At 68.6% G+C, this 13,007-nt stretch carries 11 protein-coding genes; 9 read left to right on the top strand and 2 right to left on the bottom strand.

Annotated elements, in window-relative coordinates:
- Positions 1-4 precede the first annotated feature (4 nt).
- The 4 genes from OG555_RS20230 to OG555_RS20215 all read left to right on the top strand — a co-directional run bounded on the left by OG555_RS20230 (position 5) and on the right by OG555_RS20215 (position 6,892).
- On the top strand, positions 5-1,372 hold the full coding sequence (locus tag OG555_RS20230; RefSeq protein ID WP_329484468.1) for a hypothetical protein: 1,368 nt from the start codon (positions 5-7) through the stop codon (positions 1,370-1,372).
- 157 nt (positions 1,373-1,529) lie between these two features.
- Positions 1,530-2,642 carry a glycosyltransferase family 4 protein gene (locus OG555_RS20225; RefSeq protein WP_329484467.1) on the top strand — a complete coding sequence of 371 codons (1,113 nt, stop codon included), beginning with the start codon at positions 1,530-1,532 and terminating at the stop codon, positions 2,640-2,642.
- On the top strand, positions 2,639-3,745 hold the full coding sequence (locus tag OG555_RS20220; RefSeq protein ID WP_329484466.1) for a glycosyltransferase: 1,107 nt from the start codon (positions 2,639-2,641) through the stop codon (positions 3,743-3,745). The genes OG555_RS20225 and OG555_RS20220 overlap by 4 nt, the downstream gene beginning before the upstream one ends.
- Before the next feature lie 108 nt (positions 3,746-3,853).
- Positions 3,854-6,892, top strand: coding sequence for a TolB family protein (locus OG555_RS20215; protein WP_329484465.1), 3,039 nt, complete (start codon positions 3,854-3,856; stop codon positions 6,890-6,892).
- Positions 6,893-6,997: 105 nt separating this feature from the next.
- Here OG555_RS20215 and OG555_RS20210 read toward each other — a convergent pair whose 3' ends face one another.
- Complete coding sequence (locus tag OG555_RS20210; protein WP_329484464.1) at positions 6,998-7,813, bottom strand: MBL fold metallo-hydrolase; 816 nt, start codon at positions 7,811-7,813, stop codon at positions 6,998-7,000.
- Positions 7,814-7,951: 138 nt separating this feature from the next.
- On the opposite strand from OG555_RS20210, the gene sdhC reads away from it, so the two are divergent.
- From sdhC to OG555_RS20185, 5 genes are read left to right on the top strand one after another with little or no spacing between them, the layout of a single operon-like run.
- On the top strand, positions 7,952-8,329 hold the full coding sequence (sdhC, locus tag OG555_RS20205) for a succinate dehydrogenase, cytochrome b556 subunit (RefSeq protein ID WP_442914510.1): 378 nt from the start codon (positions 7,952-7,954) through the stop codon (positions 8,327-8,329).
- 1 nt (position 8,330) lies between these two features.
- The gene (locus OG555_RS20200; RefSeq protein WP_329484463.1) at positions 8,331-8,804 is read left to right on the top strand and encodes a succinate dehydrogenase hydrophobic membrane anchor subunit; all 474 of its coding nucleotides are present in this window, start codon (positions 8,331-8,333) and stop codon (positions 8,802-8,804) included.
- 25 nt (positions 8,805-8,829) lie between these two features.
- Positions 8,830-10,572 carry a succinate dehydrogenase flavoprotein subunit gene (sdhA, locus tag OG555_RS20195; RefSeq protein ID WP_329484462.1) on the top strand — a complete coding sequence of 581 codons (1,743 nt, stop codon included), beginning with the start codon at positions 8,830-8,832 and terminating at the stop codon, positions 10,570-10,572.
- On the top strand, positions 10,572-11,276 hold the full coding sequence (locus OG555_RS20190) for a succinate dehydrogenase iron-sulfur subunit (protein WP_328523854.1): 705 nt from the start codon (positions 10,572-10,574) through the stop codon (positions 11,274-11,276). Before sdhA ends, OG555_RS20190 begins: the two co-directional genes overlap by 1 nt.
- Positions 11,277-11,315: 39 nt before the next feature.
- On the top strand, positions 11,316-12,524 hold the full coding sequence (locus OG555_RS20185) for a sialidase family protein (RefSeq protein ID WP_329484461.1): 1,209 nt from the start codon (positions 11,316-11,318) through the stop codon (positions 12,522-12,524).
- A 1-nt stretch (position 12,525) separates the two neighbouring features.
- On the opposite strand, the gene OG555_RS20180 is transcribed toward OG555_RS20185, so the two are convergent.
- Positions 12,526-12,957 carry a DUF2000 domain-containing protein gene (locus OG555_RS20180; RefSeq protein WP_329484460.1) on the bottom strand — a complete coding sequence of 144 codons (432 nt, stop codon included), beginning with the start codon at positions 12,955-12,957 and terminating at the stop codon, positions 12,526-12,528.
- Between the last annotated feature and the right edge of the window lie 50 nt (positions 12,958-13,007).

Below are 13,007 nucleotides of genomic sequence, written 5' to 3'. Positions count from 1 at the left end.
CTTGATGCGCGCGCGTGGACTCGCCCTCGGGGGCCTGGCTCTGATCACCCTGGCATCGGTCGGCATTGTGCTCGCCAGGCCGAGTTCGGCCGACGAGCCGCCGCTGGTGAAGAGCGTCGGCACCCAACTGCCGGTGCAGGACCTCCGCGCGATGGAACTCGACGAAGCGCGCGGCCGGCTGTACTTCGCGCAGGGCGCCGGCAGCACTCTCCCGCTCGTGATCACCGACCTGGACGGCGTGCTGCAGACGAAGCTGACTGCGGTGACCGGCGCCTCCGACGTGGTTCTCAGCAACGACCACCAGCAGCTCCTGGTGACTCAGGACTACGACCGCGTGACCGCTCTGGACGCCGACACATTGGTGCCATCGGCAACGTACGACGCTCCCAAGGGGGCCTGCGTCTACAGCGCCGAACCCGCCGGGGACAAGATCGTCGCCGCCTTCCTGGACTGCGGCCTCGGCACGTCCGGCCTGCTGATCTGGTCCGCGCCGGGCACCGCTGCGACGGTCTACACCGACGGCCCCAACTACCACCCGATCATCGCCGGCGCGGCCAACGGACTGCTGGTCGCCGGCGACACCGGGTACTCACCGGTCACGACGTACGTCATCGACGTCTCGGGCGCGACGCCGACCATCGTCAGCAGGCGCGCGGACACCGGCTCGAACCTGATCGACTACGCCATCAGCCCCGACGGCACCGAGGTCGTCGAGACCGTCGGAAACCCCTACGAGCACCACTCCTACAAGCTCCCCGACCTCTCCGACGCGACCGTGTACCCGAGTGGCGTCTACCCGGCCGACGCTGCCTGGTCCGGCGACAGCTCGACGGTCGCCGCCGGCCGCTCGAGCACCGCCTCCAACGACGCCGACGTGCTGTTCTATGCCAAGGGCACCACGACCCCGACGTACGCCGTCGACTTCCGCGCCGACGACGAACTCTGGAAGGGCACTCTGCTGCTCAACTCCACCGGCACCCGGGCCTGGGCGGTGACGTACGACGACACGTACCAGAATGTTCAGCTCCTCCACTCCTTCGGCCCGGGACACCCGCCGAAAGCGCCGGCGACCGACATCCACGTCGCTGCGCGCACCGGCTCCGGCAAGGACAAGTCCACGGCGTACGTCACCGTCACGTGGACGTCGCCGTACTCGCGCCCCGGAAGCTCCACCAACCAGCAGTTCATGCAGCTCTACGCCACTCCGGCGGGCTCGACCGCCCGTCTCATCGGCAACCCCGAGCTGACGACTGCCGGCACCTTCACCGCTACGTATGCCCTCCCGCGCGGAACCACCACGTTCACCGCCCGCTACAAGGACTTCGAGAACTGGTACCCGGAGGCCACCGTCACCACGACGCTCACCCGCTGACCGCGCTGTTCACGGGGCACTCACCAAGTACCGCCTCGTGGTCACGTGCCCGTCACCCGGCGGCCCTGCACGCGTCGACAGGGAATCGACGCGGTGTCACGAAGGTGTCGCCGAGGGTTCATGCGCGCTGGGGAACCTCCGAGGTGTGCGCATCGTGATGGTGGCTGAGACCTTCCTGCCGCAGATCAACGGCGTGGCGAACACGGCTCGCCACGTCGCCGATCGGCTGCGTGCCCGCGGGCACGAACTGCTGATCATTGCCCCCGGCCCCGGACCCGGCAGCTACGCGGGCGTGCCCGTGATCCGGGCCCGCAGCTTCCGGACCCCGGGCTACAAGGAGTTCCCGGTCGGTCTGCCCGATCCCTCGATCGAGCGGGCGATGGCCGAGTTCAGGCCGGACCTCGTCCACCTCGCGTCGCCGTTCATCATCGGCGCGTACGGGCTGCGCAGTGCGCGCAAGCTCGGGCTGCCGACGGTCGCGATCTTCCAGACCGACATCGCCGGCTTCGCCCGCCAGTACCCCTGGTTCGCTGCCGCGGATCGCGGGATCTGGCGCTGGGTACGGCGTACTCACTCGCGGGCCGACCGCACACTCGCACCGTCCACCGCGTCGGTCGACGCGCTGGTCCAGGGCGGCGTACCCCGGGTCCACCTGTGGGGCCGTGGCGTGAACCTGGACCTCTTCGATCCCGAGCACCGCAACGAGAACTGGCGCCGGGAGATCTCCCCTGACGGCAAGCCGATCGTCGGGTACGTCGGCCGGCTGGCCGCGGAGAAGAAGGTCCGCCGGCTCGCCGAGCTGACCGGCCTGGGCTGCCGGATCGTCATCGTCGGCGACGGCCCGGATCGCGCCTCCCTGGAGAACTCCTTGCCTGACGCAACCTTCCTGGGAATGCGCCGGGGCGCCGACCTGGCCGCGATCTTCGCCGGGCTGGACGTCTTCGTGCACACGGGCGAACACGAGACGTTCTGCCAGACGATCCAGGAGGCGCAGGCGTCCGGTGTCGCGACCGTCGGCCCGGCCGCGGGCGGCCCGCTCGACCTGATCAAACCCGGCGAGAACGGCCTGCTGTTCGAGCCGGGTCGGCCCGGATCGCTGCGGCAGGCGGTCAAAACCCTGCTCGACTACCCGACGGCCCGCGGCCGGATGGCGGCGAGCGGCCTGGAACGCGTGCAGTCCCGGACCTGGCCGGCGGTGGTCGACGATCTGGTCGACCGGCACTACGCCGAGGTCCTGCGCGAGGCCGCAGCCGTCCGGCGGGTCGCATGACCGGGCTGCGGATCGCCCAGCTGGCCAACTTCGTCGGCCCCACGTCGGGAGGGATGCGCACCGCGATCGAGCACGTCGGTCAGGGGTACGTCGAAGCCGGCGCCGAGCGGATCGTGATCACCCCGGGCGAACGGGACGTCGTGATCGAGACCGAGTTCGGCACCGTGGTCCGAATGAAGGCCCCGAAGGTCGGCGGCGGTTACCGCCTGATCACCGACCCCTGGAAGGTGATCGAGACCCTCGAACGCTTCCGGCCGACCACCGTGGAGATCTCGGACAAGTCGACACTCCTGCCGGTGGCCCGCTGGGCCCGCAAGAACGACATCGGCTCGATCCTGTTCAGCCACGAGCGCCTGGACGCGATGCTCTCCCTCCGCACCGGCCGCCAGCTCGGAGTGGCGGCCGGCGTCGGCGCGCTCTACAAACTTCTCAGCCGCACGTACGACGCGGTCGTGGTGACCTCGCGTTACGCGGCGGCCGAGTTCGACGAGGTGACCACTCCGCTGGTCCGGATCCCGCTCGGCGTCGACCTCGACACCTTCCACCCGTCACTCGCCGAGCCGGTCGACGACGGCGTACTCAAGCTGGTGCACGCCGGCCGGCTGTCCCGTGAGAAAAGCCCGCACCTCGCGGTCGCCACCGCCGCCGAGCTGTACCGCCGCGGCGTCAACCTGCGCATGGACGTCTACGGCACCGGCCCTCATCTCGACGAGCTCCTCGAGATCGCCGGCTCCGCGCCGGTCACGTTCCACGGGTACGTCGACGGCCGCCGGACGCTGGCCACGCACCTGGCCGAGGCCGACATCGCCCTGTCGGTGTGCCCGGGCGAGACGTTCGGACTGGCCGTACTGGAAGCCCTCGCCGCGGGCACCCCGGTCGTCACCGCGAACACGGGCGGCGCGCGCGAACTCGTCGACGAGACCTGCGGCCGCTGGGCCCCGGCCAACCCGGCCGCCCTGGCCAACGCCGTACTCGCCCTCGCGCAGCTCCCAGGCCGCAGAGCCGCCGCCCGCCACCGCGCCGAGCGCTACGACTGGAACTCCTGCATCCACCACATGCTCGCCCTCCACACCCGCCTCGCCGAGGGCCGCCTCGCGGCCTGATTGCACAAAGCTGCAGCCGGGTTGCGGTGAAGACCGCAATCGCGATATCTCTTTCCTTTCTCGTCGGTGTGTCTCGGGGCGCGCCGGAATCCCCTGCCAGGAGATTTGATGCGCCGCGCCCGCATGCCCGCCCTGTCCCGCCCTGCCCTCTTCCGCACCGCCCTGGCCGCCGCTCTCGCGGCCATCACCATCCCCTTCATCGCCCACGCCGCTTTCGGCGACGAGACCGTCATCACTCCGACCGCGCAGGTCTTCCCGACCAGCACCGGCATCGGCGTCACCTGGGACCCGGTCGACGCCTCCGCCTACCGCGTCGAACGCAAACAATCCACCACCGACTGGCAAGACATCAGCGGCACGCTGGGTTCGTCGACAACCACCTGGATCGACGAGTCCCTGGCCGCGGGCGCCACCGCCGACTACCGCGTAGTCGCCACCACCCCCGATCCGGCCACGAGCGCCGCCGTCACCGCCACCCGAGCCACCGAAACCCCATCCGTCGGCGACACCGACGTACTAGCCCTGGACGGCCGCCGGAGCGACGGCGTCACCTGGCTCCAGGACGAGACTGCCGGTCCCGTCACCGCCTCCGCGCCCGCCGACGGCACCCGGACGTTGACCGCCGGATCACTCAAGCTGAAGATGCCGGCTTTCCTGGCCGGGCCCGGGTACTACGAGGTGCCGATCGAGCTGACCCAGGGCGCGCGCACCTGCACGACCACGGGCGTGTTCCGGGTCAAGGAGCTGAGCTACACCCCTGACCTGCAACTCGAGACGTTCGCATCCTCCCTGGGTGCCTCATGCCCGGGCGCCGAGAGTACTGCGGTCCTCGAGATCCGCTTCAAGAGCACCCTCGGTTACAGCCTGCTGTCCATCGCGCCGGAGAAGCTCGACGCCGGCCGGGTGATGATCGGCAGCACCAAGAGCATTCCGCTCACACTGAAGAACACCGGCAACGAACCGCTCCAGTTCGGCCAGATCTACCTCAGCGGCAACGACGTGTGGAAGATCGCCGACCGGGACTGCTGGATGTCCCTGGCGCCCGGCGCGTCGTGCACCCTGACGCTGAAGTTCGAGGCGCTCGGGGACTACGGCAGAGGTGACTTCTCGGACCGGCTGGTGATCGTCACATCCAACTCCACCCAGGCGCACAACGTCCTGATGACCGGCACCTCGATCTCGCTGCCCAAGGCGCCGGACGCCTTCAACGTCGTTCCCACCTACACCGGCGTCTCGCTGAGCTGGCAGACGTGGAAGATCGCCGGCGGCACCCCGGTCCGCGGCTACTTCCTGCACCGGTACCTGAACGGCACGGAGACCACGCAGTGGATCGCCCCCGACCAGTTCCCCAAGGAGTGGATGAGCCTCAGCGAATCCGCTCCGAAGCCGGGCACCACCTACGCGCTCTCGATCGTCAACGAGGTGGGTGAAGGCCCGGCCGGGCCACCCAAGGCACCTGGGCGCGCGACGGACCAGATCGCTCTGACCGACGGCCGGCCGAGTGACCTGATGGCGGCGACCCTCGGGGGCTACATCGTGCCTTTCGCGAACAGCAACTCGGTCACACCGAAGGAATCCGTCGCCGCCGCACCGGACGGCCGTTCGCTCGCCTATGTGACGACCAACGGCGACAAGGAGCTGTGGACCCAGCGCTTCGACCCGAGCGGATCCGGTACGGCGGTCAAGGTGTGGACGACGCCGGCGGCGATCACCCACCTCTCCTGGTCGCCGGACGGAACCCGGATCGCCTTCCAGTCCCCCGAGAACGACCTGCCGTGTGTGTACACGATCGCTGCCACGGGCGGCACGCCGGAGAAGGTCGCATGTGACGTCACCAGCCCGAGCTGGATGCCGGACGCGCGGACACTGGTCGTGACCGATCGCCGGTTCGACGGTGACGACCGGTTCGCCCGGATCCAGGCGGCACCAGGCGGCACGCGAGTGGCGACGCTGCCGGCACCGACGGCAGCAGCGGACGGCTCGCCGGTGCGAGTGTCGCCCGACGGAAAGCTGGTCGCGTTCGGCTCCGATCGCACCATCAAGTTCGTCGACTTCTACTCCAGCAAGGTGTTGTCGAGTCTGCCGCTGGACGCCACGGTCCGCTCGATCAGCTGGAACCCGTACGGGGGCACTCTGCTGGCACTGACCGGGAGTGGGCAGATGTTCCAGCTCAACAGCGACAGACTGGACATCGATCCGTACAAACTGCAGAACGAGTATGTCGAGGGCCTGCGCCTCGACCTCGCCTGGCAGCAGCTCGGGCTGACGATCGGGCAGACGCCGGCGGTGGTGGGTCCGCAGACCTCCGTCACCTTCGACTCGTCGGCGCTGATGCCGGGGACGACGTTCAGCTGCGGCCTCCCGCTGCGGAACTTGGGCCCGTGCACCTCGCCCTTCACAGCAACGGACCTGCAGTCGGGCGACAACCTGCTGATCATCGCCGCCAAGGAGCCCGACGGCCGGGTGACCAGGGCGTTCCGCATCCTCACCGCGGACGCGACCGGGCCGGTCGCTCGGATGACTGGGCCGGCTTATCAGTCGTCGGTGGCGGCTACGGCGAAGCTCACCGTGGCGGCTACGGATGCCAGTGGGGTCGCGTCGTACGACGTACGATACCGGCGGGCGTCGTTTGCCGGGCCGTACAGCGCCTACATCCAGCCGTGGACGAACACGACCGCCACCTCGATGGATCTCGCGGTGGCGGCCGGTTACGAGTACTGCGCTTCGGTGCGGGCGAAGGACAAGCTCGGGAATGTGGGCGACTGGAGTGCCGAGCGGTGTTTCTCCCGGCCGCTCGACGATCGGTCCATGACGATGGCAACGACCGGGTGGGCGCGGGGTGCGTCCTCAAAGTTCTACTTCGGGACCGATACGCAGACCACCGCGTCCGGGAAGGCGCTGACGCGGACGGTGCAGGGCAAGCGGTTCTTCCTGATCGCGACCCGCTGCCCGAGCTGTGGATCGGTCGCTGTATATGCGGGCAACAAGTACCTGACCACCGTGAACCTCGCCTATCCGACGACGCACTACCAGGTCGTGCTCGGGCTGCCGGTGCAGAGCACACTCTTCAGCGGCACGCTGACCTTCAGGACGGTCTCAACCGGCAAACTCGTCCAGATCGACGGCCTCGCGGTCGGCCGCACCTGAGGTGCAGCTCGACAGGATGTATACGCCCACTCAGGCCCTTCGGCAGCGCATCCTGAGCGTGCCTGCCGGCGCAGTGGGCGTATACGTCCTGTCCTTGTGCACCGATCAGGTCAGGTGGTCGTAGTCGCCTCGGACCCAGGCGGCGTGGCGGTCGGCTGAGCGGCGTACGACTGCCTTGGCGTCGACCGGGATCACCGAGCCGAAGTTGTTGTAGAGGCGGTCGTAGGCGAAGGGGTCGAGGGAGCGGGCGACTCGGTCGACGACCGCGCCGGACAGTGGGATGCGGTTCGGGTAGCTGCGCATGAAGCTGACCGAGGTGCGGTCCGGGTTGGCGAAGATGGTGTCGCCGGACAGGATCACACCTTTGCCCTCGGCACCGTTCGCCCAGTGCACCACCGCGCTGCCCGGGAAGTGCCCGCCCGGCTGGATCACGGTCACGCCGGGCAGCGGGGTCAGCTTGCCCGACCAGGTCCGGATCACCGGGTCCTGCCGGGCCACCCACTCGGCATCCGCCTCGGACACGTAGACCGGCACGTCGCCGAGCCGGTGACTCCACTCGACCTGAACGCCGTACATGTGCGGGTGGCTGGCGATGATCGCGACCACGTCGCCCAGCTCGCGGACCCGGCGTACGGCGTCGTCGTCGACGTACCCGATCGGGTCCCAGAGCAGGTTGCCCTCGGCGGTCCGCAGCAGCATCGACTGCTGACCGATTCCGACCGGCGGCTTCGAGCGGACGCCGTACAGGTCCGGCTCGACCTCCTCGATGGTGACCTCGGTGCCGGCCGCGGCCAGGTCCTCGAGCGTGGTCCAGTGCTGGCCGTCGGCCGGCACCCACTGCCGCTCGTCGGCGCAGATCGCGCAGACCTCGACCTGCTCGGAGTGCTCGACCGCGCAGGTCGCACAGATCCAGAAACTCACCGTGTTCTCCCCTTCGTCGGACACCGACGCGACCGATCTCACACGGATCGCGATCGATGTCACATCTGTCAGGACATTTCACCTCACGCAGCGGGTCTAGCATCGAGACGATCTGGCGTTCTCGACAAGGAGGATCTGGTGCCCAGCAAACCAGCCGGCACGCTGTATCGCGGCCGGGAGGGCATGTGGTCATGGGTCGCGCACCGGATCACCGGCGTGGGGATCTTCTTCTTCCTGCTGGTGCACGTGCTGGACACCGCGCTGGTCCGGGTCTCCCCGGAGGCCTACAACGAGGTCATCGGCACCTACAAGAACCCGATCGTCGGCCTCCTCGAGGTCGGGCTGGTGGCGGCGGTCCTGTTCCACGCGTTCAACGGCATCCGGCTGATCCTGGTGGACTTCTGGGCCAAGGGCCCGCGCTACCAGCGGCAGCTGATGATCGGCGTCGGGGTGATCTGGGTGGTGCTGTTCGTGCCGTTCGTCATCCGGCATCTGACCCACGTGTTCGGAGGCTGAGATGGCTGAACCTCTTGGCACCTCAGGGATCGCGGCGCCCCGATCCAGCTCCCGCTCGCGCTCGCTGAAGGGCGGCGGTCGGAACCGGTCCGGCCAGACCAACTTCGAGCTGTACAGCTGGCTGTTCATGCGGCTGTCCGGGCTCGCCCTCGTCATCCTGGTGCTCGGCCACCTGTTCGTGAACCTGATGCTCGGCGGCGGGATCACCGCGCTGGACTTCGGCTTCGTGGCCGGCAAGTGGGCCAACCCGCTCTGGCAGGTCTGGGATCTGCTGATGCTGTGGCTGGCGATGCTGCACGGCAGCAACGGGCTGCGCACGATCATCAACGACTACGCCGAGAAGGACCAGACCCGGTTCTGGCTCAAGGCCCTGCTGATCACCGCGGCGCTCGTGATCGTCGTCCTCGGCACCCTGGTCATCTTCACCTTCGACCCCTGCCTCGACCCGAACAGCACGCTGTCGGTCTGTAAGTAAGGCTGCAATTTCTGGAAGGACTGGCATGCAGCAACATCAGTACGACGTGATCATCGTCGGCGCAGGTGGTGCCGGGATGCGCGCGGCTCTCGAGTCCAGCAAGCGCACCCGCACCGCCGTCCTCACCAAGCTCTACCCGACCCGCTCGCACACCGGCGCGGCCCAGGGCGGCATGTGCGCCGCGCTGGCCAACGTCGAGGAGGACAACTGGGAGTGGCACACCTTCGACACGGTCAAGGGTGGTGACTTCCTGGTCGACCAGGACGCGGCCGAGGTGATGTGCCGCGAGGCCGTCGACGCGGTCCTCGACCTGGAGAAGATGGGCCTGCCGTTCAACCGGACCGCCGAGGGCAAGATCGACCAGCGGTTCTTCGGCGGCCACACCCGCAACCACGGCGAGGCCGTCGTACGGCGTTCCTGCTTCGCGGCGGACCGCACCGGCCACATGATCCTACAGACGCTGTACCAGCAGTGCATCAAGCAGAACGTCGAGTTCTTCAACGAGTACTACGTCCTCGACCTGCTGATGACCGACGGCAAGGCGAGCGGCGTGGTCGCCTACGAGCTGGCCACCGGCGAGCTGCACGTGTTCTCGGCCAAGTCGGTCATCTTCGCGTCCGGCGGGTTCGGCAAGGTGTTCCGGACCACGTCCAACGCGCACACACTGACCGGCGACGGGATGGGCATCGTCTGGCGCAAGGGCCTGCCGCTGGAGGACATGGAGTTCTTCCAGTTCCACCCGACCGGCCTGGCGGGTCTCGGCGTACTGCTGTCCGAGGCCGCGCGTGGTGAGGGCGGCATCCTGCGGAACAAGGACAACGAGCGGTTCATGGAGCGGTACGCCCCGACCGTGAAGGATCTGGCGCCGCGGGACATGGTCGCCCGCGCGATGGCGAACGAGGTCCGTGAGGGCCGCGGCTGCGGTCCGGACGGCGCGTACGTGATGCTCGACCTGACCCACCTGGAGCCGGCGCACATCGACGCCAAGCTGCCGGACATCACGGAGTTCGCTCGGACCTACCTGGGCGTGGAGCCGTACACCGAGCAGATCCCGGTGTTCCCGACCGCGCACTACGCGATGGGCGGCATCCCGACCAACATCAAGGGCGAGGCGCTGGCCGACAACGACACCGTGATCCCCGGCCTGTACGCCGCGGGTGAGGTCGCCTGCGTGTCCGTGCACGGCGCGAACCGCCTGGGCACGAACTCGCTGCTCGACATCAACGTGTTCGGCCGGCGGGCCGGGATCGCGGCCGCCGAGTACGCCGAGACCGCGGTCTTCGAGGAGCTGCCGGATGACCCGTCGGCGTACGTCGTCGACCTGGTCGAGGGACTGCGCAACTCCACCGGGGGCGAGCGGATCGCGGCGATCCGGGGCGACCTGCAGGCGACGATGGACCTGAACGCGCAGGTGTACCGGACCGAGGGCTCGCTGAAGCAGGCGCTGGTCGACATCGAGGCGCTCAAGCTGCGGTTCACCCAGGTCGGCGTCCAGGACAAGGGCAAGCGGTTCAACACCGACCTGCTGGAGGCGGTCGAGCTCGGCTTCCTGCTCGACCTGGCCGAGGTGCTGGTCGTGTCCGCGCTGGCCCGCAAGGAGTCCCGCGGCGGTCACTTCCGGGAGGATTACGCGACCCGCGACGACGTGAACTTCATGCGGCACACGATGGCGTACCGCGAGATCGATGGCGAGGGCAACGAGAACATCCGGCTCGACTACAAACCGGTCGTCCAGACCCGTTACAAGCCGATGGAGCGGAAGTACTGATGGACGTCAAGGTCAAGATCCTGCGTTACAACCCCGAGGTCGTCGACGAGGCCGAGTGGAAGACGTACGCCGTCACCCTGCAGCCGACCGACCGGGTGCTGGACGCGCTGCACAAGATCAAGTGGGAGCAGGACGGCACGCTCACCTTCCGGCGGTCCTGCGGGCACGGTGTCTGCGGCTCGGACGCGATGCGGATCAACGGCCGCAACCGGCTGGCCTGCAAGACGCTGATCAAGGACCTGAACCCCGACAAGGAGATCACCGTCGAGCCGATCAAGGGCCTGCCGGTGCTCAAGGACCTGGTCGTCGACATGGAGCCGTTCTTCGACGCGTACCGCGCGGTGATGCCGTTCCTGGTCACCAGCGGCCACGAGCCGACCCGGGAGCGGATCCAGTCGCAGGCCGACCGGGACCGCTTCGACGACACCACCAAGTGCATCCTGTGCGCCGCTTGTACGACGTCCTGCCCGGTGTTCTGGTCCGACGGCCAGTACTTCGGCCCGCAGGCGATCGTCGGCGCGCACCGGTTCATCTTCGACAGCCGTGACGAGGGTACCGAGCAGCGGCTGGAGATCCTGAACGACAAGGAAGGCGTCTGGCGCTGCCGGACCACCTTCAACTGCACCGACGCCTGCCCCCGCGGCATCGAGGTCACCAAGGCCATCCAGGAAGTGAAGCGAGCGCTCATTTTCCGACGCGTCTGACGGGACGTAGACTTCACTGCGCAACCAGCCTCTGGCCCCGTGACGTCGAAGGGTCAGAGGCTGATCGCTACCCCGGGGGTGACATTGCTGCGTCTGCGCGCGTACTTCGACCGCTCCTACCCTCGCTTGATCGAGCGGTTGGAGCGTCTCGGCGTACCTCGGCGCTGGCCGCCGTTGCTCATCGTCGGCGTCGTGGCGGCCACGATGTCCGTCGTTCTCGCGGCCGTCGTCTGGATCACCGGCCGGAGCGGGCCCAGTGATCCACCGATCGCGATCCTGCCCGCGGCCGCCCTCAAGGACGGGAACTCCGTGGTGACCGCGGGGACCGCACAGCTACGCTCGGTCGCGATGGTGACGCGGAACCGGTGGGCGGCCGGCTGGGCCGAGTGCGCGACGGGTCCGCAGTGCCGGTACTCGGCGGTGATCGACCGGGACGGCGCGAAGGCGACCGCGCCGGAATGGCCGGTGCCGTACGCGACGCTGCGGACCGGGGACGAGGCGATCGCGGTCGCCCCGCCCGCGGAGGGCACCCTGACCGGGGACGCGACCTTGCTGTTCCGGTTGACGTACGACGGCCCGGTGACGTCGAGACTGCAGTACGTCCTGCCCACCCGGACCTTCCGCAGCGGCGAGATCCTCACCGACCAGATCGTGCCGGGCCGGATCGTCGTGGTGAACCTCGAGGACTCGACCGTCCGGATGCTGGAGACCTCGGCGACGAGGTCGCCGGCCTGCGACACCGGCGGACGGTGCTGGGCGCTGACCGGGATCGGCCGGACGGACATCGTCTGGACCGACGACGGCGGCGCGACCTGGGGCTCGGCGCCGCTGGACGCGACGAACCAGGGCGGACGGCTCGCGGTCAGCCCGGACGGCAAGACCCTCGTGGCGACCGCGGTCACCATCGGCAGTCTGTCCGAGACGGTCTCGACGATGCGGATCTCGACCGATCGGGGCGCCCGCTGGACGACGGTGCGGAACACTCCGTGGAGCCTGAACGCAGGCCCCGTCGTCTTGAACGACGGCACCGCCCTGGTGCTCGGCGGCCGCTCCGGCGACCCGACACCGCACCTGTACCGGATCAGCGACGGGCAGGGCCGCCCCGACCGCGGATCCCCCGGCGTGCTCGCCCACCTGTCCGGCGACGCCCACCTGCTCTACGGCCCCGAGGTCTCCAAGCGTCACACCACCCGCCTCGCCCTCAGCACGGACGGCGGCACCACCTGGGAGTACGTCGTACCCCGCTAGCTCAAGGGTGTTTGGTGGCGCCCTTGAGGACCTTGTCGACGGCGTTCTTCGGTCCGTAGACGGCGATCCCGACCAGGTCGAGCTCACCCGTGGACACTGCCTTCACGGCGGCGCGATTGTCGCGGTCGTTGCCGGTAGCAAACAAGTCCTGGGTGAACACCGAGTGTTCGATCTCCCGCTGGAGTGCCCGCTGATGCGCCGTCGCCATGAACTCCTTGCTGCCCTCGAACACCATCACCGGCTGCCGGAACATCGGCAGATACCGGGTCCCGTCGGCGTCCTCGTACGGCTCCCCGACCACCTCGGGACGAGTCCCGGCGATACCGCTCACCAGGAACGCGGCGACGTTGAGGCGCTGCCACACCGCCAGGTCGTCACGCAGTAGCACAGCGATCTTCGTGTCGAACCGGATCGGCTCAGCTTCGTCAGTCATGACACCAGACTGGCCCGGCACCCCACCGGTCGGCTTGTACGTTCTTGACC

It is taken from the genome of Kribbella sp. NBC_01484 (assembly GCF_036227145.1).
Classification (GTDB): Bacteria; Actinomycetota; Actinomycetes; order Propionibacteriales; family Kribbellaceae; genus Kribbella.
Note: the sequence above shows the minus strand (reverse complement) of the source record. Positions and strands in the feature narration are given on the sequence as shown.